This is a genomic window from Roseomonas sp. HF4 (genome assembly GCF_005222755.1).
Lineage (GTDB): Bacteria > Pseudomonadota > Alphaproteobacteria > Acetobacterales > Acetobacteraceae > Neoroseomonas.
The window spans coordinates 33,479-55,702 of sequence record NZ_STGD01000022.1 but is presented as its reverse complement, the minus strand read 5'-3'; the positions used below and the strand labels follow the sequence as shown (position 1 = coordinate 55,702).

At 70.8% G+C, this 22,224-nt stretch carries 19 protein-coding genes and 3 pseudogenes; 3 read left to right on the top strand and 19 right to left on the bottom strand.

From position 1 onward, the window contains the following. Positions 1-162: 162 nt before the first annotated feature. Positions 163-486: pseudogene (locus E8M80_RS23585) on the top strand (transposase); the annotation flags it as partial. 1 nt (position 487) lies between these two features. Here E8M80_RS23585 and E8M80_RS23580 read toward each other — a convergent pair. The 19 genes and pseudogenes from E8M80_RS23580 to E8M80_RS23490 all read right to left on the bottom strand — a co-directional run. Then, positions 488-637: pseudogene (locus E8M80_RS23580) on the bottom strand (transposase); the annotation flags it as partial. Between the two features lie 570 nt (positions 638-1,207). Further along, positions 1,208-2,083, bottom strand: a complete 876-nt coding sequence (locus E8M80_RS23575; RefSeq protein ID WP_137128184.1) for an ABC transporter permease — start codon at positions 2,081-2,083, stop codon at positions 1,208-1,210. A gap of 1 nt (position 2,084) precedes the next feature. Further along, positions 2,085-3,017 (bottom strand): ABC transporter permease, encoded by a 933-nt coding sequence (locus E8M80_RS23570; protein ID WP_137128183.1) that lies wholly within the window; start codon positions 3,015-3,017, stop codon positions 2,085-2,087. Then, positions 3,018-4,004 (bottom strand): ABC transporter ATP-binding protein, encoded by a 987-nt coding sequence (locus E8M80_RS23565; RefSeq protein WP_137128182.1) that lies wholly within the window; start codon positions 4,002-4,004, stop codon positions 3,018-3,020. It lies immediately after the preceding gene. Then, positions 4,001-4,981, bottom strand: a complete 981-nt coding sequence (locus E8M80_RS23560; protein WP_137128181.1) for an ABC transporter ATP-binding protein — start codon at positions 4,979-4,981, stop codon at positions 4,001-4,003. The genes E8M80_RS23565 and E8M80_RS23560 overlap by 4 nt, the downstream gene beginning before the upstream one ends. Before the next feature lie 3 nt (positions 4,982-4,984). After that, positions 4,985-6,598 carry an ABC transporter substrate-binding protein gene (locus tag E8M80_RS23555; RefSeq protein ID WP_137128180.1) on the bottom strand — a complete coding sequence of 538 codons (1,614 nt, stop codon included), beginning with the start codon at positions 6,596-6,598 and terminating at the stop codon, positions 4,985-4,987. A 4-nt stretch (positions 6,599-6,602) separates the two neighbouring features. Beyond that, positions 6,603-8,213, bottom strand: a complete 1,611-nt coding sequence (locus E8M80_RS23550) for an ABC transporter substrate-binding protein (protein WP_137128179.1) — start codon at positions 8,211-8,213, stop codon at positions 6,603-6,605. A 23-nt stretch (positions 8,214-8,236) separates the two neighbouring features. Next, positions 8,237-9,796 carry a phosphoric/sulfuric ester hydrolase PehA gene (gene pehA, locus E8M80_RS23545; RefSeq protein WP_137128178.1) on the bottom strand — a complete coding sequence of 520 codons (1,560 nt, stop codon included), beginning with the start codon at positions 9,794-9,796 and terminating at the stop codon, positions 8,237-8,239. 220 nt (positions 9,797-10,016) lie between these two features. Further along, positions 10,017-11,021, bottom strand: a pseudogene (locus tag E8M80_RS23540) (IS3 family transposase). Between the two features lie 25 nt (positions 11,022-11,046). After that, positions 11,047-12,369, bottom strand: coding sequence for a chromate efflux transporter (gene chrA, locus E8M80_RS23535; RefSeq protein ID WP_137128177.1), 1,323 nt, complete (start codon positions 12,367-12,369; stop codon positions 11,047-11,049). Next, entirely contained in the window at positions 12,366-13,184 is an 819-nt protein-coding gene (locus E8M80_RS23530; protein WP_137128176.1) for a sulfurtransferase/chromate resistance protein, read from the bottom strand. The genes chrA and E8M80_RS23530 overlap by 4 nt, the downstream gene beginning before the upstream one ends. A gap of 327 nt (positions 13,185-13,511) precedes the next feature. After that, complete coding sequence (locus tag E8M80_RS23525) at positions 13,512-15,245, bottom strand: L-aspartate oxidase (protein ID WP_137128175.1); 1,734 nt, start codon at positions 15,243-15,245, stop codon at positions 13,512-13,514. Next, the gene (locus E8M80_RS23520) at positions 15,242-15,421 is read right to left on the bottom strand and encodes a hypothetical protein (RefSeq protein WP_137128174.1); all 180 of its coding nucleotides are present in this window, start codon (positions 15,419-15,421) and stop codon (positions 15,242-15,244) included. The genes E8M80_RS23525 and E8M80_RS23520 overlap by 4 nt, the downstream gene beginning before the upstream one ends. After that, on the bottom strand, positions 15,421-16,029 hold the full coding sequence (locus E8M80_RS23515) for a fumarate hydratase C-terminal domain-containing protein (RefSeq protein ID WP_137128173.1): 609 nt from the start codon (positions 16,027-16,029) through the stop codon (positions 15,421-15,423). Before E8M80_RS23515 ends, E8M80_RS23520 begins: the two co-directional genes overlap by 1 nt. Positions 16,030-16,033: 4 nt before the next feature. After that, a complete protein-coding gene (locus E8M80_RS23510) occupies positions 16,034-16,969 on the bottom strand; it encodes a fumarate hydratase (RefSeq protein WP_240790195.1) in 936 nt (311 codons plus the stop codon). A 19-nt stretch (positions 16,970-16,988) separates the two neighbouring features. Then, positions 16,989-17,720, bottom strand: a complete 732-nt coding sequence (locus tag E8M80_RS23505) for a sulfite exporter TauE/SafE family protein (protein ID WP_137128172.1) — start codon at positions 17,718-17,720, stop codon at positions 16,989-16,991. Beyond that, the gene (gene sdhC / locus E8M80_RS23500) at positions 17,710-18,051 is read right to left on the bottom strand and encodes a succinate dehydrogenase, cytochrome b556 subunit (RefSeq protein ID WP_137128171.1); all 342 of its coding nucleotides are present in this window, start codon (positions 18,049-18,051) and stop codon (positions 17,710-17,712) included. The genes E8M80_RS23505 and sdhC overlap by 11 nt, the downstream gene beginning before the upstream one ends. Then, positions 18,051-18,392, bottom strand: coding sequence for a succinate dehydrogenase (locus E8M80_RS23495; RefSeq protein WP_137128170.1), 342 nt, complete (start codon positions 18,390-18,392; stop codon positions 18,051-18,053). Before E8M80_RS23495 ends, sdhC begins: the two co-directional genes overlap by 1 nt. Continuing rightward, positions 18,389-19,126 (bottom strand): succinate dehydrogenase/fumarate reductase iron-sulfur subunit, encoded by a 738-nt coding sequence (locus E8M80_RS23490; protein ID WP_137128169.1) that lies wholly within the window; start codon positions 19,124-19,126, stop codon positions 18,389-18,391. Before E8M80_RS23490 ends, E8M80_RS23495 begins: the two co-directional genes overlap by 4 nt. Positions 19,127-19,300: 174 nt before the next feature. Here E8M80_RS23490 and E8M80_RS23485 point away from each other — a divergent pair, with 174 nt between their 5' ends. Both E8M80_RS23485 and E8M80_RS23480 read left to right on the top strand, forming a co-directional pair. After that, positions 19,301-20,953 carry a thiamine pyrophosphate-binding protein gene (locus E8M80_RS23485; RefSeq protein ID WP_137128168.1) on the top strand — a complete coding sequence of 551 codons (1,653 nt, stop codon included), beginning with the start codon at positions 19,301-19,303 and terminating at the stop codon, positions 20,951-20,953. A 467-nt stretch (positions 20,954-21,420) separates the two neighbouring features. Further along, the gene (locus E8M80_RS23480; protein ID WP_240790194.1) at positions 21,421-22,023 is read left to right on the top strand and encodes a transglycosylase SLT domain-containing protein; all 603 of its coding nucleotides are present in this window, start codon (positions 21,421-21,423) and stop codon (positions 22,021-22,023) included. Positions 22,024-22,224 lie beyond the last annotated feature (201 nt).

Genomic DNA, 22,224 nt, shown 5'->3' with positions numbered 1-22,224 from the left:
AGCCCATCGGGAACATCCCGCCGGCCGAGGCGGAGGCCCTCTACTACGCAGCCCAGGACAATCTGCTCCTGGCGGCGTGACTCAAACCAAACAGCCTCCGGCGAACCCGGGGCGGTTCACGGCGGCGATGTGATTCAAGCTGGTGAGCATCGGAGGCTCACCATGGCGCGCGCCATTGCCCTGCGTTCCGACTTCAACGCCACCGAGCTTCGCCGCTTGGCTCGGCGGAGCAACGACGCCGCCCAGGCGCGTCGCCTGCTGGCGTTGGCGGTAATCCATGACGGCGGCACGCGCTCGGAGGCGGCGCTATTGGGCAATGTCACTCTGCAGATCGTGCGGGACTGGGTGATGCGGTTCAACGCTGACGGGCCGGACGGGCTGATCGACCGCAAGGCCCCTGGTCCGACGCCGCTGCTGAGCGACGCGCACCGCCAGGCGCTGGCCGCGCAGATCGACTGCGGCCCGATCCCGGCAGTCCACGGCGTGGGAACTCCGTCCGCCAGCGATAGTACGTCGGCTCCGTCACACCGATCGCCCGCACCGCATCGGCCACCGTCTTGCCCTGGCCAACCAGAACCTCCGCCTGCCGCAGCTTCGCGACAATCTCCTCCGGCGTGTGCGCCTTCTTCCTTCCCATCCCACAACCTCCCATCGCTGCCGCCGGACTACATCACCGGCGGACCGCTTCTAGGGGGGCAGGTCACGGTCATACTCCTAACTCTTACGGGAGTTGGAAACCGTGCCCGGTCAATTCGGGGGCCGCTTCAGCCAACCGCTGGACCTTCGCATCGTTACGAACAGCCTATGGACCTGAGGCTCGTATTATCCGCGGCGCGCTGCGGGCTTGGACGGTTCGCGCGTCGGCTGAGAGAGCGTGCGTGCGCTCGCGAGCATTGCACCAGATTCCGCAAACATCCCTTGCTCGGGCTTCGTCGCGAACGCCGCCCAACCCGACTTCGACGGTGAGAAGATTACGGTGAAGGGCGCGGCCGTGGCGGGTGCTAAGCGCCGCACCTCGTGGCAGATTCGTCCAGGTCCGACTATGCGGCGCTTGAACGCATCGCGCCGTTCGGGCGATCCGCGGCGTGAGTGACCGGCTCGCCGCCATACGAGCAGTTCCTGCGGAAGCTGCAGGAGGCCGACATCGCGGCTCTATAGGACAGCGACGACGCCCTAGGGCCGGGCAGCCTTGGTTGAGGTTGGCGGACTATCGGAGCGTCGGGTCGAGCCTGTCGCGCAGCCAGTCGCCGATCAGCGAGACCGACAGCGTCGTCAACACGATGGTCACGGCTGGCGCGAGCAGGATCCACGGCGCGCGCGTGAGATACTCGCGTCCATAGCCAACCATGGATCCGAGCGAGGTCTCGGGCGGCTGCACGCCGAGCCCGAGGAAGGACAGCCCCGATTCCAGCAGGATCACCTCAGGGAAGGCCAAGGTCATCGAGACGATCAGCGTCGAGGCGATGTTGGGCAACACGTGCCTGCCATAGATCCGCCAGGGCGTCGCGCCGAGGCCTCGCACCGCCGCGGCGTAGCCCTGAGCGCCGGCCGCCAACGCCAGGCCGCGAGCGATGCGCGCGTAGCGTTCCCAGGCATGCAGCCCGAGCAGGCAGACCAGCAGCACGAGCGAGTTGCCGAAGAAGGCGAGCACGGCCAGCGCAAGGATCAGGAACGGCAGCGAGGCCGAGAAATCCACCAGCGCCAGGACCGCCTGCTCGACCAGCCCGCGGAAATGCGCCGCCAGGAAGCCAAGCGTCGTCCCGACCACCGCGCCGATGATGGTGGCGCCGAAGGCGATCAGCAGGCTCGTGCGGATGGAATAGATCAGCCGCGCCAGCACGTCGCGCCCAAGCTCGTCCGTCCCCAGCGGATGCAGCCAGCTCCCGCCGAGGGTCACCGGCGGCGAGAGCCGGTTGCGCAGGTCCAGCGCCGTGTATCCGTAGGGTGCAATGACATCGGCCAGCAGGGCGACCGCCAGCATCGCCAGCAGCCAGGCGCCGCCCAACCTGACCAGCAGGGGCACCGATGCTCGCTTCGGCTGCGGCGGTACGACGGTCGCGACGGTGACCAGCCCCTCGGGCATCTCAGCCCGCCTTCCGCGTGCCGGAGCGCAGCCGCGGATCGAGCAGCCCGTAGAGCAGGTCCACGATGAGGTTCGCGCACACCATCGTCACCGCCACCAGCAGCAGGATGCACTGCACCACCGCGAGGTCGCGGTTGGATACCGCCACCACCAGGAGGCGGCCGACCCCGGGCCAGGAAAAGACGCTCTCCACCACCACTGCCCCCGCGATCAGGGAGCCCACCATGAAGCCGATGATCGTCACCGTCGGGATGGCCGCATTGGGCAGCGCGTGGCCGGTCACCACGGAACGCCAGGGGACGCCTTTGGCGCTGGCCGTGCGGATATAGGGCTGGCCGAGGACCTCCAGCATCGCGCTGCGCGTGAAGCGCGCCAGCACCGCCGCGCCACCCAGGCCGAGCGTGATCACGGGCAGGATCGCATGCCGCCAGCTCTCCTGCCCCCCCGAGGGCAGCCAGCCGAGCTGCACCGCGAACACAAGCACCAGCAGCAGCCCGAGCACGAAGGACGGCACGGTGAAGCCCGCGACCGCCACGACCATCACGATCCGGTCCGCCAGCGAATTCCGGTGCAACGCCGCGAAGATGCCCGCCGGGATCCCGAGCCCGATCTTGATCAGGAGTGCCGGCAGCGTGAGCGCCAGCGTCGCGGGGATCCGCTCCGTCACCAGCACGATCGCATCGCGCCCGTCGCGCATGGACCGGCCGAGATCCCCTTGCAGGATCGCCGAGAAATACGACAGGTACTGAACCCAGACCGGTTCATCGAGGCCCCAGGCGGTACGGAACGCGTCGATCGCCTCGGGTGGCGCATCCGCGCCCATGATGATCTGCGCAGGGTCGCCCGACAGGCGCAGCACGACGAAGGCGAAGGTCACCACCATGGCGATGGTCAACCCGGCGCGCGCGAGGCGCGCGGTTGCGAAGCGGAGCATTCAGGCGGCCTTCCGGGGCAGGGCTTCGTCCCGATGCGCAAGGTGGCAGGCGACGAGGCGACCGTCGCCGCGCCGCTTCAGCGCCGGCGTCTCGCGCGCGCAGAGTGCGGTCGCCACGGGGCACCGCGGATGGAAGGCGCAGCCGGAAGGGCGGTCGGCAGGATTCGGCGGATCGCCCTGCAGGATGATGCGATCGACGCGCCGGCCAGGATGCGGGATGGCGGAGACGAGCGTGCGCGCATAGGGATGCGCCGGATCCTGCAGGATGGCATCGGGCTCGCCTTCCTCGACGATACGACCGAGATACATCACCGCGACGCGGTGGCTCACCTGCCGTACGGCCCGCAGGTCGTGGCTGATGAACAGGATGCCCATGCCGAAGCGCTCCTGCAGGTCCACCAGCAGGTTCATCACCTGCGCCTGGATCGAGACATCGAGCGCGCTGATCGGCTCGTCGCAGACCAGCAGCGCGGGCTCGGTCGCCAGCGCGCGCGCCAGCACCGCGCGCTGCCGCTGCCCGCCCGAAAGCTCGTGCGGGTAGCGCTCCGCCTGGTCCGGACGAAGGCCGACGGCGCGCAGCAGATCCTGAACCCGCGCGGCACGGTCGCCGATGCGGTGGATCTCGAGCGGCTCAGCAACCTGTGTCCCGATCGAGAGACGCCTGTCGAGCGCACCGAGCGGATCCTGGTACACCATCTGCATGCGTGCGCGCTGAGCGCGCCAGGCCGCACTGCCGGGCGACGGCAGGGGCTGGCCCTCGAAGGAGACCGAGCCTTGATCCGGTGTCTCCATCCCCAGTACGAGGCGTCCGGTGGTGGATTTGCCGCATCCTGATTCGCCAACCAGGCCAAGTGTCCGACCACGCTCGATGCGCAGCGACACGCCGTCCACCGCGCGCACCTCCACGGCGCGGCCGAGGAAGCCCCGCCGCATGTCGTAGCGGCGCACCAGGTCCTTCGCGTCGAGCAGCGGCGCGTCGGGCCTCATGCCGGCACGCTCTCGCGAAGAGCCGGCGCGGCACGCAGGCAGGCAGCGGAATGAAGCGCATCCATGCGCGCCGTCGGCGGCGCTGCGATATCGCAGGCGGAAAGCCGCTGCGAGCAGCGCGGCGCGAAGGCGCAGCCCGGCGGCATGGCCCAGGGTTCCGGTACGCCACCCGGGATCGCGGCCAGCGGGCGCCGCGGCCCGTCTATTGGCGGCAGCGCGCCTATCAGGCCCTGCGTATAGGGATGAGCCGCTGCGTCAAAGAGCCGCGTCACCGGCGCCTCCTCTACGATGCGCCCCGCATACATCACGGCCACGCGCTCGCAGGCTTCGGCCACGACGCCAAGGTCGTGGCTGATCAGCACCAGCGCCATCCCCGTCTCCCGCCGCAGCGAGGCAAGCAGGTCGAGGATCTGCGCCTGGATCGTGACGTCGAGCGCGGTGGTCGGCTCGTCCGCCACCAGGAGCTCCGGCCGTCCGGCGAGCGCGATTGCGATCATGACGCGCTGGTTCTGCCCGCCCGAGAGCTCGTGCGGATAGGCATCGAGCCGCCGCGCGGCGTCCGGGATGCCGACCTGGTCGAGCAGGCGCTTCGCCTCGGCCCGCGCGGCCGCGCCGCCCATGCCGCGATGCAGCGCCAGCGCCTCGGTGACCTGGCTGCCGATGCGGTGGACGGGGTTGAGGCTGCTGGCGGGGTCCTGGAAGATCATGGCGATGCGCCCGCCGCGCACCTTCTCGAGCACCGCGGCCGGCGCGCCGAGCAGGTCCTGCCCCCCGATCCGGACGCGCCCGCCGATCCGCGCCCGCGCCGGCAGGAGGCCGAGCGCCGCGAGCCAGGTGACGGACTTCCCGCAGCCGGATTCGCCCACCATGCCGACCGCCTCGCCCGGCGCGACGGCGAAGTCGATGCCGCGCAGCGCGGGCTGGCCGTCGAAGGCGACGGTCAGCCCATCCAGCGCAACGAGTGGAGCTTCGGCCACGCCTCAGGCCCCGACGCGGAGGTTGCCCGCGCGGAATTCCATCGCCCAGCCCTTGGAGGCGCGCCAGGCGATATCGCGCCGCTTGGCGGTGAAGGCGGCGGCCTGGTGCAGCACGATGTAGGCGGGGTCCTCGCGCTCCAGCAATTCCAGCACGCGGCGGAAATGGCCGCGGCGGCGCTCGAGGTCGGTCTCGGATTCCAGCGCGGTGCTGACGCGGTCGAATTCGGCGCTGATCCATTCGCCGGTGCGCGTGGCCTCCGTGCGTGGTCCGAAGGCGCGCAGGATGCCGGCAACCGGGTCCCCGAACAGCGAGGTGTTCGACCAGTCGCGAAGGCCGCGGCCCGGCGAGCGTTCCGTCACCTGGCTGAAATTCTCCTTCATCTCGATCTGTACGTTGAGGCCGGCCGAGCGGAAGGATTCCACGACGATCTGCGCGTTGTTCACCTGGTTTGTGTAGTAGTTGTTGAGCAGCCGATAGGTGATCGGCTCGCCCCGGTAGTTCGCCTCGCGCAGCAGGCGGCGCGCCTCGGCCGGGTCATGGCGCGGATTATCCCAGTCGCGCAGGTACATCGCGCCATAGGATTCGAGTTGCATGCCGCGCGGGATCTCGGTCCGCCCGGCCCAGAGCGCGTCGACGATGGTGCGGCGGTCGACCAGATGCGTCATGGCGCGGCGGATCCGGGCATCGGCCAGCACCGGGTTCGACTTGTCGAAGGCAAGCTTGCGGATGTTGTTGATCGGGCTGCCCAGCACCTCGAAGCGCGCATTGCGCTCGACCACCGTGATCTGGTCGGGCGGGATGTCGCAGGCGAAGTCGTATTCGCCGGAGAACAGGCCGTTCATCCGGCCCGAGACCTCCGGCACCTCGACGAAGCGCAGCCGCCGCGCGGGCGGGCGGCCGCCCCAGTAGGCATCGTGCGCCTCGAGGATAAGCATCGTGTCGGGGCGGTACTCGGCGATGCGGTAGGGGCCGGTGCCGACGGGCGCGCGGCCCCAGGCGAGCCAGCTCTCCGCCGCGTCGAAGGCGGCGCGGGAGAAGACGGCGCCGACGCTCTGCGCGATGCGGCCTTCCAGCGTGATGTCGGGCGTGTGGTTGACGAAGCGCAGGCTGTGGCGTCCCAGCACTTCGATCCGCTCGAGGCCCGGATAGGTGCGGCGCGCGACCGCGATGACCTCCGCCGGCGGTTCCTTGCCCGCGGTGCCGGCGAGGACCGTGCTCCGCCCGGCGCCGGTCGCGCCCTGCGTGCCGAACAACCGAGGGCCGAAGGAGAAGGCGACGTCCTCGGCCGTCATCTCGCGGCCGTCGTGGAAACGGACGCCCTCGCGCAGCGTGAACTCGACCGTGCGCGCATCGATCCGCCGCCAGGCGGTGGTGAGGCCCGGGCGCAGCGACAGGTCGCCCAGCCAGTCGGTCTCGATCAGCGGCTCGGAATAGATGTTGTGCAGTCGGAAGCCGACATTCGATTGCTCGCGCGGCGGCTCGAAGGTGTTCGAATTGGACAGGCGCTGCACCGCGATGGTCAGCGCCGGCCGGTCGTCGGCCTGCGCGAGGGCGGGCCGGGCCAGCGTGGCGGCGGCGGCGGCGGCCAGCGCGCCGCGGCGGGTGATGGTGGCCATGGCCTCAGGCCCCCCAGTTCCGGCTGCGGAAATCCATCAGGAAGGACTGCGCGGCGCGCCAGCGGATGTCCTTGCGCTTCGCGGTGAAGGTCGCGGTCTGGTGCAGCACCGTGTAGGCAGGGTCCTCCCGCTCCGCGATCTCGAGCAGGCGGCGGAAGACGGCGCGGCGCCGGGCGCGGTCCGTGCTGGTCTCGAGTTCGGTCGAGAGACGGTTGAATTCCTCGTTCGTCCATTCGCCGACCTGCTGCTGCTGGCCGCGCGGGCCGTGCTGGTTCGTGATGGAGGAGACGGGGTCATTGAAGGGCGCCGAGTTCGACCAGTCGCGGATGCCGCGCTGCGTCTCGCGCGAGAAGATCTGCGCCCAGTTCTCGCGCATCTCGATCTGCACGTTGAGGCCGACCTGGCGCCACATCTCGACCAGGATCTGTGCCGTCGCGTTCTGGTTCGTGTAGTAGTTGTTGAGCAGGCGGTAGGGGATCGGCTCGCCGCGGTAGCCGGCCTCGCGCAGCAGGCGGCGCGCCTCGGCGGGGTCGAAGCGCGGCACGTCCCAGTCGGCCTGGAACATCTCGCCGTAATATTCCCACTGCAGGCCCTTCGGCACCCGCGTGCGCCCGGCCCAGAGCGCGTCCACGATCGCCTTTCGGTCGATCGCATGGGTGAAGGCGCGGCGCACGCGCGCGTCGCGCAACTGCGGGTGGTTCTTGTCGAACACCGTCAGGCGATGGTTGGTGATGGTGCTGCCCACCACCTCGAAGCGGCCATTGCGCTCGATGTCCTGGATCTGGTCCGGATTGACGTCGCAGGCGAAGTCGTATTCGCCAGACAGGAGGCCGTTCACGCGCGAGATCGGCTCCGGCACCTCGACGAAGCGGATGCGGCGGAGCGGCGGGCGGCCGCCCCAGTAGCCGTCGAAGGCCTCGAGCACCAATTCGCGGTCCGCGCGGAACTCGGCCACGCGGTAGGGACCGGTACCGACGGGCCGGCGCGCCCAGTCGAGCCAGGACGGCGCCGCCTCGAAGCCGCGGCGGGAGAAGATCGCGCCGACGTTGCGCGCGATCCGCCCTTCCAGCGTCACGTCGGGCGTCTTGTTGACGAAGCGCACCCGGTTCGGCGCGACGATCTCGATCTGCTCGAAGGCCGGATAGGTGCGGCGCGCGACGGCCGGCACCTCGGGCGGCGGCGCCTTGCCTGCCATGCCGGCGGTGGTGCCGGAGAACAGCGTGCCGCCGGCGCGCTGCTCGCCCGCGCCCCAGAGCCGCTCGGGGCCGAAGGAGAAGACGACGTCCTCGGCCGTCATCGTCGCCCCGTCGTGGAAGCGCACGCCGTTGCGCAGGTCGAGCTCGACCGTGCGGTCGTCGATGCGCCGCCATTCGGTGGCGAGGCCGGGGCGGAACTCCAGCGTCTCGACCCAGTCGGTGTCGATCAGCATCTCGGCGTAGGAATTGAAGGTACGCGTGCCGACATTGGACTGCTCGCGCGCAGTCTCCAGCGTGTTGGAATTGGCGATCTTCTGCACCGCGACGGTGATCGCGGGCCGCTGGTCGGCCTGGGCCAGCACGGGACGCGCGAACGTCGCGAGGGTGGGCGCAGCAAGCAGGTGACGACGACGGAGCATGGCGGGTCTCCTCGGGGCTGGGGTCATTCGGCGGCGCGCGGCAGGACGGCCTGGGGCAGGCGTTCCTCGAGCCCCTGCGGCGTGGCGCGGTAGTGCGTGAGCGTGCGTTCCGCATGCCGCATCCGGTGCGACAGCGCCTTCTGCGCGTAGTCCTTCACCAGCGCAGCATGCGCGGGATCCTCGGCGAGGTTCGTGAACTGGTGCGGATCGCGCGCGAGGTCGAAGAACAGCGGCGGCAGCGCGGCGAAGTGCACGTATTTGTACTGCGCGTCCTGCACGACGCAGAGCGCGCTCTCGTCCAGCGCCAGGCCGAGCGCGCTTTCGGGCTTCGAGTAATGCACGTCGCGGAAGTCGTATTCGTAGAACAGCAGGTCGCGCCAATCCTCCGGTGCCGCATGCTCGAGCAGCGGCAGCAGCGAGCGCCCGTCGCAGGCGCGGGGGGCCGTGCCGCCGAGCCCCTCCAGGATCGTCGGCATGACGTCGACGCTCTCGGTGAAGGCTTTCTCCACCGAACCGGCGCGGGCGTTGCGGCCGGCATCCTTCACCACCAGCGGGATGCGGAAGCTCTCGTCGAAGTAGCCGACCTTGCCGAGGAGCCAGTGGTCGCCGAGCTGCTCCCCATGGTCGGAGGTGAAGACGATCATCGTATCGTCCCACTGCCCGTTCTCGTCGAGCCAGGCGAAGACGCGGCCGAGGCAGTCGTCGATCTCGGTGATCAGCCCCGCATAGGTCGCGCGCATCTGGCGGATTGCGCCCTCGTCGAGCGTGCTGGCCGCGCCGCCGGCGCCATGGAAGAAGGAGCCCTGCCGGATGTCGCGCAGGTAGTGGCGCAGCAGCGGATGCTGCGCCGCTTCCTGTTCCCAGTCGGGCGCGCGCACCGGCACCGGCATGTCCGCCGGCGCGTACATCGCGTGGTAGGGCGCGGGCGCGATGAAGGGAGGGTGCGGGCGATAGTAGCCGAGGTGCAGGAACCACGGCTTGCCGTTGCGCCCCTTGAGGTAGGTGAGCGCGCGTTCGGTGAAGTAGGTGCTGTCGGACAGCGCGGCCGGAATGCGGCAGGGCCGATCGGTCACGCCAGGCACGGCATCCTCGCCCTCAGGCAGCCAGATGTCCTCCCGCCGCCGGGGCAGCTCGTAGCCCTGCTGCGCGAGCCAGCCGAAATACCCGTCCATGCTAGGCTCGAAGGCGCCGACGCTGCGGAAGCCGTCCATCAGGTCGCCAAGCGTTGTGAACCGCGGGTCGCGTGGGCCGGTGGTGCGCGGGTCGGGCGTCGTGGTGGTGTAGCCGATCAGCGCGGGGTCGTAGCCGATCAGGCGCAGCTGCTTGCCGAGGTTCGTGTGACGCGCATCGAGCGGCACCGTGTTCTGGGCCGCGCGATGGTTCATCAGGTAGAGGCCGGTCAGAAGGCTCGCGCGCGCGGGGCCACAGGGTACGGCGGTAGTGACATGGTTGCGAAAGGTCACGCCTTCGCGGCACAGGCGATCAAGGTTCGGCGTGCGGAGGAAGCCGGAGCCCAGATGCGGCACGAAATCCGCGCGCCACTGGTCCACCACGATGAGAAGCACGTTTCTGCGCGCCGGCATTCCGCATCCAATTCGTTGCTGATGACCGGAGGGAGGTAACCGTTGCGCATGTCCTGCCGATGACAGTTGCGCTGCTGCTGCATGACGATTCCCGCGGTGTCGCCGCAGCCGCCGGATGCCGTCGCCGGCTGTCCGTCGGGAGATGGAGGCGGCCTGTGGGCTAGCCCCGCTTTCGTGGACACGGTTACGCGGCTGTTGCCGCTGAATGGAACGCTGCTGCCTAATGCTCGGGTGTGATGTAGCCGAGCGCGGAGTGCAAGCGGCGCTTGTTGTAGAAACCCTCGATGTGGTGGAGCACGTCGACCCTGGCTTGGGCGCGCGTCTGGTAGTCGGCCTCCTCGACAGTTTCGCCCTTCTGCGTCGCGAAGAAGCTCTCCATCGGCGCGTTGTCCCAGCAGTCGCCCTCGCAAGTCATCGAGCAGAGCATGCCGTGCGCCAGCAAGCGGGCGCGATAGCGATGCGCGGCGAATTGCACGCCGCGGTCGGCAAGCCAGACCCGGTCCGGCGCCTCCACCGTGAACTTGCGCCCGAGCAGGTTGGGCGCGATCGGGAAGGCTCGGCTGCTGTCCGTCGCGCGGCGGGAGCGGCGCCTGTGGCGCGCCGCCAGGCCCATGCGGCGCATCAGGCGGGCGACCCGCTTGCGGCCAACCCGGCGGCCGCGGGCGCGCAGTTCGGCATGCACGCGTGGGCTGCCGTAGCGGCCGCGGCTGGCCGCATGGGCGGCCCGGATCTCGGCGGCCAGCGCCCGGTCGGCGGCCGCCCGCGCGCTTCCGTCCCGGCTTGCCCAGGCGTAGTAGCCGCTGCGGCTGACGCCGGGCGTCTCGCACATGATCTGGATGGGGAAGTCGGCGACGTGGTCGCGCATGAACATGTAGCTCACCTCCGGTCCGTCGCCTGGCCGAAGATGAGCGCAGCTCGCTTTAAGATGTCGCGCTCCATCCGGACGCGCTCGAGCTCCTTGCGCAGCCGCGCGATCTCGCCCGCCTGATCGGCCGGGCTCGGCCCGACGCGGCGCTCACCCCGGGCGCACGTCCCTCAGCCCAACGCAGCCAGGAGCGGACCAGACGATCCGGCAGACCCAGTTCGGCCGCGACCTGCGAGGCCGAGCGACCGCCACGGATCGCGGCAATCGTTCCCATTCGAAGCCGTCGGGAAAACTCCGACGCAGTTTCACGCCCTCCACCACCGTCACCTCCTGGCCCTTCAGCCTATCAACGGTGTCCATTCAGGCGGGGCAGGCCCAGGTCTTATCACAGCGGCAGGAACGACAGCGCCAGCCCTGCCCCCGCGCTCACCGCCAGCGTCTTCGCCAAGCCGAACTTGAGCTTGAACAGCAGAACCGCCGCCAGGAATGCCAGCGCGAGCGCCGACGGCTGCACCGTTGCGAAGGCCGGCAGGTCGATCGACGCCGGGCCGAGCGAGATGTGCCGCACCTCCGCGAAGATCACACGCAGCCCGAACCACAGCGCCAGGTTCGCGATCACGCCGACGACCGCCGCCGTGACGCCGGCCAGCGCACCCTTGAGCCGAGGCGCCTCGTGCATCCGCTCGACGAAGGGGGCGCCGAGGAAGATCCAGGCGAAGCAGGGTGCGAAGGTCACCAGCAGCGTGAGCAGGCTCCCGGCTACGCCGCCCGCGACGCCGCTGTCCCGATACCCCGCGAGGAAGCCCACGAACTGCAGCACCAGGATCAGCGGCCCCGGCGTGGTCTCGGCCAGGCCGAGGCCCGCCAGCATCTCGGGCGCGGTCAGCCAGCGGTAGTGCTCGACCGCTTCCTGCGCGACATAGGCGAGCACGGCGTAGGCGCCGCCGAACGTGACCACCGCCATCTTGGAGAAGAACCAGGCGATGTCCCCCCAGACGCCCGCGCCCATCAGCAGCACGACCGGCCAGAGCCAGACCGCGAGCCCGACCAGTCCCGCACGCCGCGCCGCCGGCGCCATGCGCGCGATGCGGTCGGGTTCGGCGGCGATGGCGGCGTCGAGGAGCGCGGGCGGGCCGGCCTTGGCCGTGCCGTGGCCGCCACCGGCGAAGGCGCCCGGCGCCGCATAGCCGATCGCAAGCGCGCCCAGCACCACGAAGGGAAAGGGCACCGCGAAGACGGCCAGCGCCAGGAAGGCGGCGGCCGCGAGAAGCCACGGTGTCGCCCCCTTCAGCGCGCGCTTCGCCACGCGCAGCAACGCCTCGACCACCAGCACCAGCACGGCGCATTTCAGGCCGAAGAACAGCGCGGCGACGACCGGCACCTCGCCGAGGGTCGCGTAGATGATGGACAGGGCCAGCATCACCGCGGCACCCGGCACGATGAACAGCAACCCGGCCGCGAGCCCGCCCTTCACGCCATGCATCAACCAGCCGAGATAGGTCGCGAGCTGTTGCGCCTCCGGTCCCGGCAGCAGCATGCAGAAATTGAGCGCATGCAGAAACCGCGCGTCGGAAACCCAGTGGCGGTCCTCCACCACCTCCCGGTGCATCACAGCGATCTGCGCGGCCGGCCCGCCGAATGACAGCAGCCCGATGCGCAGCCAGACGCGCAGCGCCTCGGCGAAGCTGGGAAAGGCGGGGGGCGTCATGCGGGCTTCCCGGGGTTCGGCCAGTTATGCGTCTCCTCCGTCGCGTCGCGCGCCCAGCGGTAGAAGGCATCATACAGCGCAAGCCCGGCGTCGAGCTGCACCAGGTCGTCGCGATGCATGCGCGACAGGCCGAGCGAGGCGGCGAGCAGGCCGGCGGCCTCCGGTGCCAGGTCCGGCCGCGCGGTGTCCGCCCCGCGCACGATCAGCGCGAGCCGGTCGAGCGGTTCCGTGTGCAGGCCGAATTCGTCGAGCATGGTGTCGAAGGTGCAGCCGTCGCCGCGATGGGACCAGAAGACGCCCTCGATGTCGAAGGGGGTGGCGCCGAAGCGATCTGCCACGGCCGCCACCTCCGACGGCGCCACGAACAGAAAGACCGCGCCCGGGTCGATGAAGCGGCGGATCAGCCAGGGGCAGGCGATGCGGTCTACCTTGGGCCGCGCGCGCGTGACCCAGAGCGTGCGCCCGGCGGCGTCGCGCGCCGGCACATGGGCGGGCGAGACCAGCGGCAGGCCGGCGTCGCGCCAGCCCTCGAAGCCGCCTTCGAGTGATTCCGCGTTCGCGCCGGCGTGGCGGAGCCAGGCGGCAACGCCCTGGCTGAGCTTCAGCCCCTTCTGGCAAACGATGACGGCATCGCGTCCGGTGAAGCCGGCGGCCCAGCCGTTGACGTCGCTGTGGGACCGGCGGATGGCGCAGGGCAGGAAGCGCGGGTCGGCCGCCGCGTCCTCCGCGGTGCGGACATCGATGAGCAGGGGCGCATCGGGCAGGCCGATGCGGCGCGCGAGTTGCTGCGGGGTGACGATGGTCGGCGCCGGCATGGGGGCGTCCTCTCCTGGATGGGAGTTCTGGACGCGATGCTTCGGCCGGAGCCTCACGGGGCGATCGCGGATGTCCCCTTGATAAGCAGGGTGGGAAGCGGGCGCCGGCGTGTCAAGCGGCCTGTGGCCTGGGGAAGGGTCGCCGGAAGGTCGGGGGAGGAGAACCTCCGCCGATACGGGACCCCAAGCCCTCCCTTTTCTTGGCACCTGGCGCCCGACCTGGATGGCGGGGCGCCAGGTGCCAGAGAAGGTTAAGGGGGGAGTGGGAGGAGACGTTCCCTGCTCCCCCACCATTCGCTGCCATCCCGCCCCTCCCGGCCGGGGGCATCACTCCGCGGCGGCGGGCAGCAGGCTCTGGCCAGGCCTGAGGCGCGTGAAGCGCACCTCTTGCCAGCCCTGGGCGATGCGCCCGCCGTCCAGCGTGGTGATGGTGGCGGCGAGGCCAGCGGAATCGTCGCGCGTCGCGGGGAAATCCTCGCGCCAATGGGCGCCGCGGGATTCCTCGCGCGCCAGCGACGCGACCACGATGGCGCGGCTGACCAGCAACTGCGACTTCAGGTTCAGCCAGTCGTGCCAGGTGAGGTTGAAGGCGCGGTCGCAGCCGTTCACCCCAGCGCCATCGACCTCGGCCTCCAGCGCGTCCAGGCCGCGCGCGGCGTCCGAGAGGCCCGCCGCGTCGCGGAGGATGCCCGCCTTGTCCCACATCAGGTCGAGCAGCGCGTCGCGGATCGGCGAGAGGTTGCGCGCGGGCTTCGCGAAGGGCGCCTCGATCGCGGCGAGGGCTTCGTCGAGCACGGCCTCGTCCGGGTCCTCGAAGGCGCCATGGCGCGGCACCCAGGCGCCCATGCTGTCGCCGGCGATGCCCCCGAAGACGGTGGAATTCGCGACCCCATTGCCGCCGAGCCGGTTCGCACCGTGGACGCCGCCGGTGTCCTCCCCGGCCGCGAAGAGGCCGGGCAGGTCGGTCGATCCATCGGCGCGGAACACCAGGCCGCCCATCATGTAGTGCGCGGTCGGCACCACGGGGACGCGCCCGCCGGCCAGGTCGAAGCCGTTGTCGGCGCAGCGTTCCACCATGCCCTTGAATTCGCGGGCGACGCGCTCGGGGCCGAGATGCCCCATCTCGATCCAGAGGCCGCCTTCCTCGTTCACGTTGCCGGCCAGGATCTCGCGCTGCATGGAGCGGGAGACGATGTCGCGCGTCGCGCGTTCGCCGCGGCTGTCGTACTTGTGCATGAAGCGCTGGCCGTCGCCGCCCAGAAGGTAGCCGCCGGCGCCGCGCAGCCCTTCCTCGATGATGGTGCCGGTCATGCGGGTGCCCGGGCCGGCGAGGACGCCGGTCGGGTGGAACTGCACCATCTCCATGTCGCGGAGCGGGAGGCCCGCGCGGAGCGCCATCGCCATGCCGTCGCAGGCCTTGTCGCCCGACGGCGTGTGGTATTTGTACATGGTCGGCCCGCCGCCGGTGCCGAGCAGCACGGCGCGTGCCTGCACGAACACCAGTCCGCCGCTCCGCATGTCGATCAGCAGCACGCCCGAGATCCGTGCCGCGTCCTTGGTGCGGACCAGCGCGACGGCGCGGTGTTCCTCCATGCGCTGCACGCCGCGCGCCCAGACCTGTTCCGCGAGCCGGTTGACGATCTCGATGCCCGTGAGGTCGCCCTTGTGGACGGTGCGGTCGAAGGTCTGCCCGGCGAACGCCTTCTGGTGGATGGTGCCGTCCGGGTTGCGGTCGAAGAAGCAGCCCCAGCGGTTCTCGAGTTCACGGATGCGCGCCTGCGCGCCGACCACGAGCGTCCAGGCGAGGTCCTGGTCGTTCAGCCACTTGCCACCGTCGAGCGTGTCCATGAAGTGACGCTCGGCGGAATCGCCTGCCGCGATCGCGACGTTGTAGCCGCCCTGGACCATGCGGGTGCAGCCGCATTTCCCGAGCAGACCCTTGACCGCGATGGTGACCTCGAGGTCGGGCGCCGCGTCCTTGGCGTGCAGCGCGGCGAGCAGCCCGGCGCCGCCGGCGCCGAGGACGAGGATGTCGGTGCGGCGGCGGCTGATGGCGGTCATCGCGGGCCTCGCGGGCTTGAGGGGATTCCGCAGTTGCAGTCCTCGGCGGGAGCGGGTGCGGGGATCGACAGGATGACGTCGGTGTGGGCGGTGGCGCCGAACATCCGCGCGGTCATCATCATGCCGAGCGGCGGCGGCAGGACCTGCAGCAGGATGACGATCGGCAGAACCAGCATCAGGCGGCCCCCAGCTTCTCCAGCACCGCCTGGCGGCGGCGCGCGGCTTCCTCGTTCACCGTGGCGTAGAGGCTGCCGCCATGGCTGTCCATCGCCACCAGCAGCGGCCCGAAGCCCTTGATGCGGAACTTGTAGAGGCTCTCCGGGTTGAGGTCGTCGAGGTCGACATCCTCGACCGCCTCGATCCAGGTGGTCTCGAGCGCGGCGGCGCCGCCGACCACGGCGAGATAGGCGCCGCCGAGGTCCTGGAAGGCCTTCAGCGAACCGTCCCGCAGGCCGCCCTTGCCGATGATGATGCGCACGCCCTCCCGCTCCATCAGCGGGCGGGTGAAGCGTTCCATGCGGTCGGATGTGGTGGTGCCGACGCAGACCGCCTCGTAGCCCGAATGGTTGGTGCCGGACCGGTCCACCTTGCGCAGGTTCGGCGCGGTGTGGATGACCGCGTGGCCGCGCAGGTCGAACTTCGTCCGGCGGCCATGGTCGAACATGTGGATCTGGGTGGCGTCGCGGATGCCGTAGAGCACGTCCTCGAGTGTCACGGTGTCGCCGGCGCGGAGCGCGCGGATCTGCTCCTCGGTGATCGGCATGTGCAGCACGTGGTGTGTCATGGCGTCAGAACCCGATCTCGATGCCAGCGGGGGTGAAGGTGGCGCTGGCGCGGCGCGCGGAGTGGCACTGGATGTTCACCGCGACGGGGTTCATCGTGATGTGGGTCGCGGCGGTTTCCACATGCACGGCGAAGGCGGTGGAATCGCCGCCCAGCCCCTGCGGGCCGATGCCGAGGCTGTTCACCGCCTCGCTCAGTTCCGCCTCCAGCCTCGCGCCTTCGGCATCGGCGCAGCGCGACCCCAGCGGGCGCGTCGCCGCGACCTTGGCCAGGTGCATGCAGAGGTCCGAGGTGCCGCCGACGCCCACGCCCACGATGGTCGGCGGGCAGACCTTGCCGCCGGCCTGGATCACGCGGTCCACCACGAAGCGCTTCACGGCGGCGACGCCATCGGCCGGGATCAGCATCTGCAGGAAGGACCCGTTCTCGGAACCGCTGCCCTTCGGGATCATCTCGAGGCGCAACTCGCGCTCGGCGTCGGTGAAGTCGATGTTGATGACGGGCACGCGTTCGCCGCAGGAGGTATGTTCGTTCCGGCGCGTGATGGGATGCACGACCGAGGACCGCAGCGGGTGTTCGCGCGTGGCGCGCGCGGTGCCGCGCGCGATGGCCTGCTTCAGTTCCCAGCCATCGACCTGCACGTTGCGGCCCACCAGCACGTTGAAGATCGGGATGCCGGTGTCCTGGCACAGCAGGTTGTCCATGCGCTCCGCCACGCCGATGTTCTCGATCATGGTCGCCAGGATGGTCCTGGCGGTGGCGTCGGTCTCGGAGCCGTCCAGCCGCGCGAAGCCCGCCTTGATGTCGTCGGGCAGGATCTTGCAGGCGCGGATGTAGAGCAGCTTCGCGGCTTCCTCGATTGCCGCGGGCTCGACCCGCAGCGGCGAACCATCGTCCCGCGCGCCTTGCGGCGCGACCCCCGGCTTCGTCATCAGCGTCATGGCGCGCCTTTCCTTCCCGTCAGACCAGCAGCGAGATGCCGGATACAAACAGCAGCACCAGCAATACCATGCGGAACCCCTGCGCGGGCAGCGCCCGATAGGCCCTGAGCCCGAGCCAGGTGCCGAGCACCAGCGCGGGCGTCGCCAGCGCCGCCAGCACCAGCGTCTGCACCGTGAAGAAGCCGCTGGCCGCCAGCCCCACCGAGGTGATCGCCTGCATGAACACGATGAAGGGCTGCATGAAGGCCCGCGCGCGGTCCTTGGGCCAGCCCTGGATGTCCGCCCACATGGCCGGCAGGGCGCCGACGAAGCCGCCGATGCCGCCCAGGATGCCGCTCATGAAGCCGATCGCGCCGTCGGCCCGGCGGCTGCCGCGCACCTCGGGCGGGGCCATGCGCAGCGCGATGCGCGCCAGCATGTAGCCGGAATAGACCACCAGCAGCACGCCGACGCCGCCAACGATCGCCCCCGCCGGCCCCTTGGCCAGCACCAGGATGCCGACCGGCATGCCGAGCACCGCGACACCCAGGAAGAAGCGCATCCGCGGCCATTCGATATGCGGCCACATGGCCGGCAGGCTCATGCCCTGGGAGATCAGGCTGCCCAGCACCAGCACCGGCGCGGTGACGGACGGCGAGACGACATGCAGCAGCATCCCGGCCGCCACCAGCACGAAGGCGAAGCCCGCCATGCCGGCGCAGAAGCCGGCGACGAAGCAGGCTCCGGCGACGAGCGCCGCCTCAAACCACATTGAGCAGGAACATCAGGCCCGCCAGCAGCGCGATGCCGGCCGAGATCGCGACCATGTCCTTCTGCCGCCGCCGCCAGCCGAGGAATTCCAGCGCCAGCACGCGCAGGCCCCCGGCCAGGTGCGCGGCCAGCAGCACGACCAGCAGCGTCTCCGCCGCCTTGGCCAGCGGGTTCTCGGTCCAGCGCAGCAGGCCGTCCAGCGCCGCTTCCCCCCGGATGGCGCTGCCCAGCGCCCAGAAATGCACCGGCAGGAACAGCGCCAGCAGGAGCCCAGAGACACGGTGCACCACGAAGGCGAGGTAGGTCGGGTGGGAACGCGGCCGCAGGTCCATCAGGCATAGAGCCCGATGGCGGCGCGGATGCCGAAGCCCGCGGTCAGCAGCCCCGCGGCCACCCAGGCGAGGTCGGCGCTGCGGCCGCGCAGGCCGATCGTCTCGGCGGCGATGTTGCGCAGCCCGATCGCGCCGTGCAGCCCGGCGGCCAGCGCGAAGAGCACGTAGAACAGCAGCCAGCCCTCGTGCCCCTGGAGTCGGCCGATGATCTCGGCGGCGGTGAGCCCGCCCCGCACCGCGGACACGATGGTGACCAGGTGCACGACGACGGCCGCGGCCAGCAGCATGGCGGTGACGCGCTGGACCACCCAGAGATGCACCTGCCCGCGCGCGCCGCTCATCGCCGCCCCAGCAGCGTGTCCCAGAACAGCGCCCGCTTCAGCCCGGCGATGGCGGAGGAGGGGTCGAGGTTCTTCGGGCAGCGTTCCGTGCAGGATTGCGTGGAATGGCAGGAATGGCAGCCGGCATCGCCCGCGACCGCCTCCAGTCGCCCGGCGCGCGCGCCGTCGCGCACGTCGTTCACCAGCGTCCAGGCACGATTCATCGCGGCAGGGCCGAGGTAGTCGGGGTTCCAGGCCACCACGTCGCAGCTGGCGTAGCAGACGCCACAGCCGATGCATTCGATGCCGGCATCGGCCTCGGCGCGCGCCTTCGACCCCGGCGGCACCACGGCGAAGTCGGCCGGCACCGCGCCGTCCGGCGCGTCCTTCGGCTCGAACTGGCCGCGGGCGCGGCGCCACTTTTCGAAGAAGGGCGTGAGGTCGGCGGCGAGGTCGCGGATGACCGGCAAGTTCGCGAGCGGGCGCAGTTCCAGCGCGCCATCGGCATCGACCACCTTCCGCACATGCGTCCGGCAGGTCCAGCGCGCGCGGCCGTTTACCGTCATGGCACAGGACCCGCACATGCCGACGCGGCACGCGAAGCGATAGGCGAGCGAGGGGTCGATCTCGCGCTGGATGTGCGTGACGACGTCGAGCACGGTCTGGTTCGCCCGCGCCGGCACCTCGTAGCGTGCGAACTCGCCCTGCTCGGCGCCCCGCCAGACGCTCACCTTCAGGCTGGCCGGCTCGGCCATGGACGCTCCCCCTTCGATGCGCGGCAGACTACCGGCGCCGGACCGCCTGTCCAGCCCGCGGCGTCCCGGCGCCATGTCCAGCGCGTGGCGCCATGGACGCCATGTCCAGCCCGAGGCGTCTGGACACCCAGTCCAGCCCATGGCGTGTTGCGCGCCATCATGAGGGAGACGACCATGGCCGAGACCATCCGCGGCGCGGACATCCTGGTGCGGGCGCTGAAGCAGGCCGGCGTCAGCCGTATCTTCAGCCTTTCCGGCAACCACATCATGCCGGTCTACGACGCGCTGCTCGGCTCGGGCATCGAGATCATCCACACGCGGCATGAAGCCGCGACCGTCCACATGGCCGATGCCTGGGCGCGGCTGACCGGGGAGGTGGGCGTCGCACTCGTTACAGGCGGGCAGGGGCATACCAACGCGGTCGCCGGGCTGCCCACGGCGCTGGCCGGGGAGATGCCGGTCCTGCTGCTGTCGGGGCATGCGCCCAATGCGGAGCTCGGGCTCGGCGCCTTCCAGGAACTCGAACAGGCCCGCATGGCCGAGCCGGTCTGCAAGAAGGCGCTGACCGCCAGCACGGCCGAGGCTTTGGCGCAGGAGGTCGCGGGCGCGATCCGCCTCGCGCGGTCCGGGCGGCCGGGCCCTGTCCACCTGTCGCTGCCGACCGACGTGCTGGACGCGCGCATCGCGCCGCCGACGCTGCGCGGCCCGGCGGCCTATGCCCCGGCGCCCATGCGCCTGTCGGCCGAGAGCGCCGCCGCCATCGCGGCCGCCATCGCTGCGGCCGAACGCCCGGTGGTCGTGGCGCCGCCCGCGCTCTGCACGCCGCCGGGGCGGGCGGCGCTGGGCGCGCTCGCGGCCAGGCTCGGGCTGCGGGTGGTTGCGATGGAAAGCCCGCGGGGGCTGGGCGACCCCTCGCTCGGCGCCTTCGCGCAGGCGCTGGCGGAAGCGGACCTCGTGGTGCTGCTCGGCAAGGCGCTCGACTTTACGCTGCGCTTCGGCCGCGCGCCCGCCATCCCGGCCGCGGCCCGCTTCGTGGTGGTCGAGCCCGATGCGGCGCTGCTCGCGCGCGCGGCCGGCAGCCTCGGCGACCGCATCGCGGTGGCGGCGCTGGCCGGCGCGGCCGAGGCGGTCGCGGCACTCACGCCTGCCGCGGCGCCGCACGGCAATGCCGCCTGGGCGGACAGGCTCGGCCAGGCCATCGCCTTCCGCCCGCCGGGCTGGGCCGCGCTGGCCGGCGCGCCGGACGGCCCGATCCATCCGGCGACGCTCTGCCACGCGCTCAGGCCGTTCCTCGACGCCTCGCCCGACGCCGTGCTGGTCTGCGACGGCGGCGAGATCGGGCAATGGGCGCAGTCCATGCTGTCCGGCAACGCGGCCGAACCGCACGGCCCGGCGCGCATCATCAACGGCGTCGCGGGCGCGATCGGCGCGGCCATTCCGTTCGCGCTGGCCGCGCGCGTCGCGCGGCCGGACGCGCAGATCCTCTGCGTGCTCGGCGACGGCACCTTCGGCTTCCACATGGCCGAGTTCGACACCGCCTTTCGCCACGGCCTGCCCTTCGTGGCGGTGGTCGGCAACGACGCGAAGTGGAACGCCGAGCACCAGATCCAGATCCGCGAATACGGGGCGAACCGGACGCATGGCTGCGAGCTCGCGCCCGGCACGCGTTACGACCTGGTGGCCGCAGCGCTCGGCGGGCACGGCGAATACGTGACGCGCGCCGAGGAGATCGTGCCCGCGGTCGAGCGCGCCTTCGCATCCGGCAAGCCGGCCTGCGTGAACGTGCTGATCGAGGGGCAGCCGGCGCCCGCGATCCGGATGGCGTGAAGCGCCGCGGGGCGTCGCGGCCTTCGCCGCGCGCCCCGGGCTCCGGCAAGACTGCCTGGCCCGGGCCGCCGGCGTGAAAAAATCCGGATCGATCAAGAGGTGGATGATTTAGAGTAGTGAGAAGTATAAAATCTATCATCGAGCTCCCGGAAATCTTGGTGGGTAAGTCGGAATACTGAAAAACAACTTCGCCTAAATCGTGCCATATTATGTTCTTTGCGACTTCATCCGAAATGGATTGCGTTTCAGCGTTTGATCTTTGCGCTGTCCTGTGATCGATGGCGCCCATGACGACCGCGAATGGATGGCCGGCACCCCCCTGCCGGCGACATGCTGCGGCGACCCCGCGCGCAGTGCCGCGGGGCGCCCGTCCGTGCCGATCCCGCCAGCGCGGGGTCGCCGGCACCCCCCGGAGGCGTCATAGGCGCTTCCTTGCCCCGCTCTGGGCTGTGGCCCTCGTGGGCGCCATGATGTTCGGCGCCGAGACCAGGGCCGAGCCCGCGGCGGCGCCTGCCGATGCGGTGCCCGCCAAGGTCGCCGCATCGCCGCGCGCCGCCTGCCTCCAGGCCGCGCGCGCGGCCGAGCGGCGACATCGCCTGCCCGAGGGCCTGCTCGTCGGCATCGCGCTCAACGAGAGCGGCCTGCACGCCCACGCGCTGAACATCGCCGGCCGCGCCTACTACCCCGAGACCCGCGCCGAGGCCGAGCGCCTGCTGCGCGGCACGCGCGCGGGCTACGTCATGGCGGGCTGCGTGCAGGTGAACGCGCGCGTCCATGCCCGCGGCGGCCAAGCCTGGCCGCTCGATCCCGTGCACGCGACCGACTGGGCCGCGCGCTACCTCCGCCAGCACTACGAGACCTACGGCGACTGGGGCATGGCGGTGGTGCGCTGGCACGGCGGCAGCCCGGCCATGATGCGCCGCCTGGTCTGCCGCGTGCGCAGCAAGATCGACGTGGTCGCCCCCGACAGTCCGCTGTTCGAGGAACGCTGCCGCGGCACACGTGCGCAGATGGCGCGCTTCCGCAGCGACGGCCAGGCGCTGCTCGAATTGGCCGAGGCGCCCGACTGACCACCCCGGTGTCGTGTTCTGACCTTTGCGTATGCGTGCGATGCGATGGTGGTGTTCTGTTCTGGCTGCGCGATGAGCCAGTTCCATGCGACCAGGCATCGAGGACGGCGGCCACGAACAGGAAGCCTGCGGCGGTCGGCAGGTAGGTGATGTCGGCTACCCACAGCAGGTTTCGGCGCCGGCGCCGTGAAGACGCGGCCG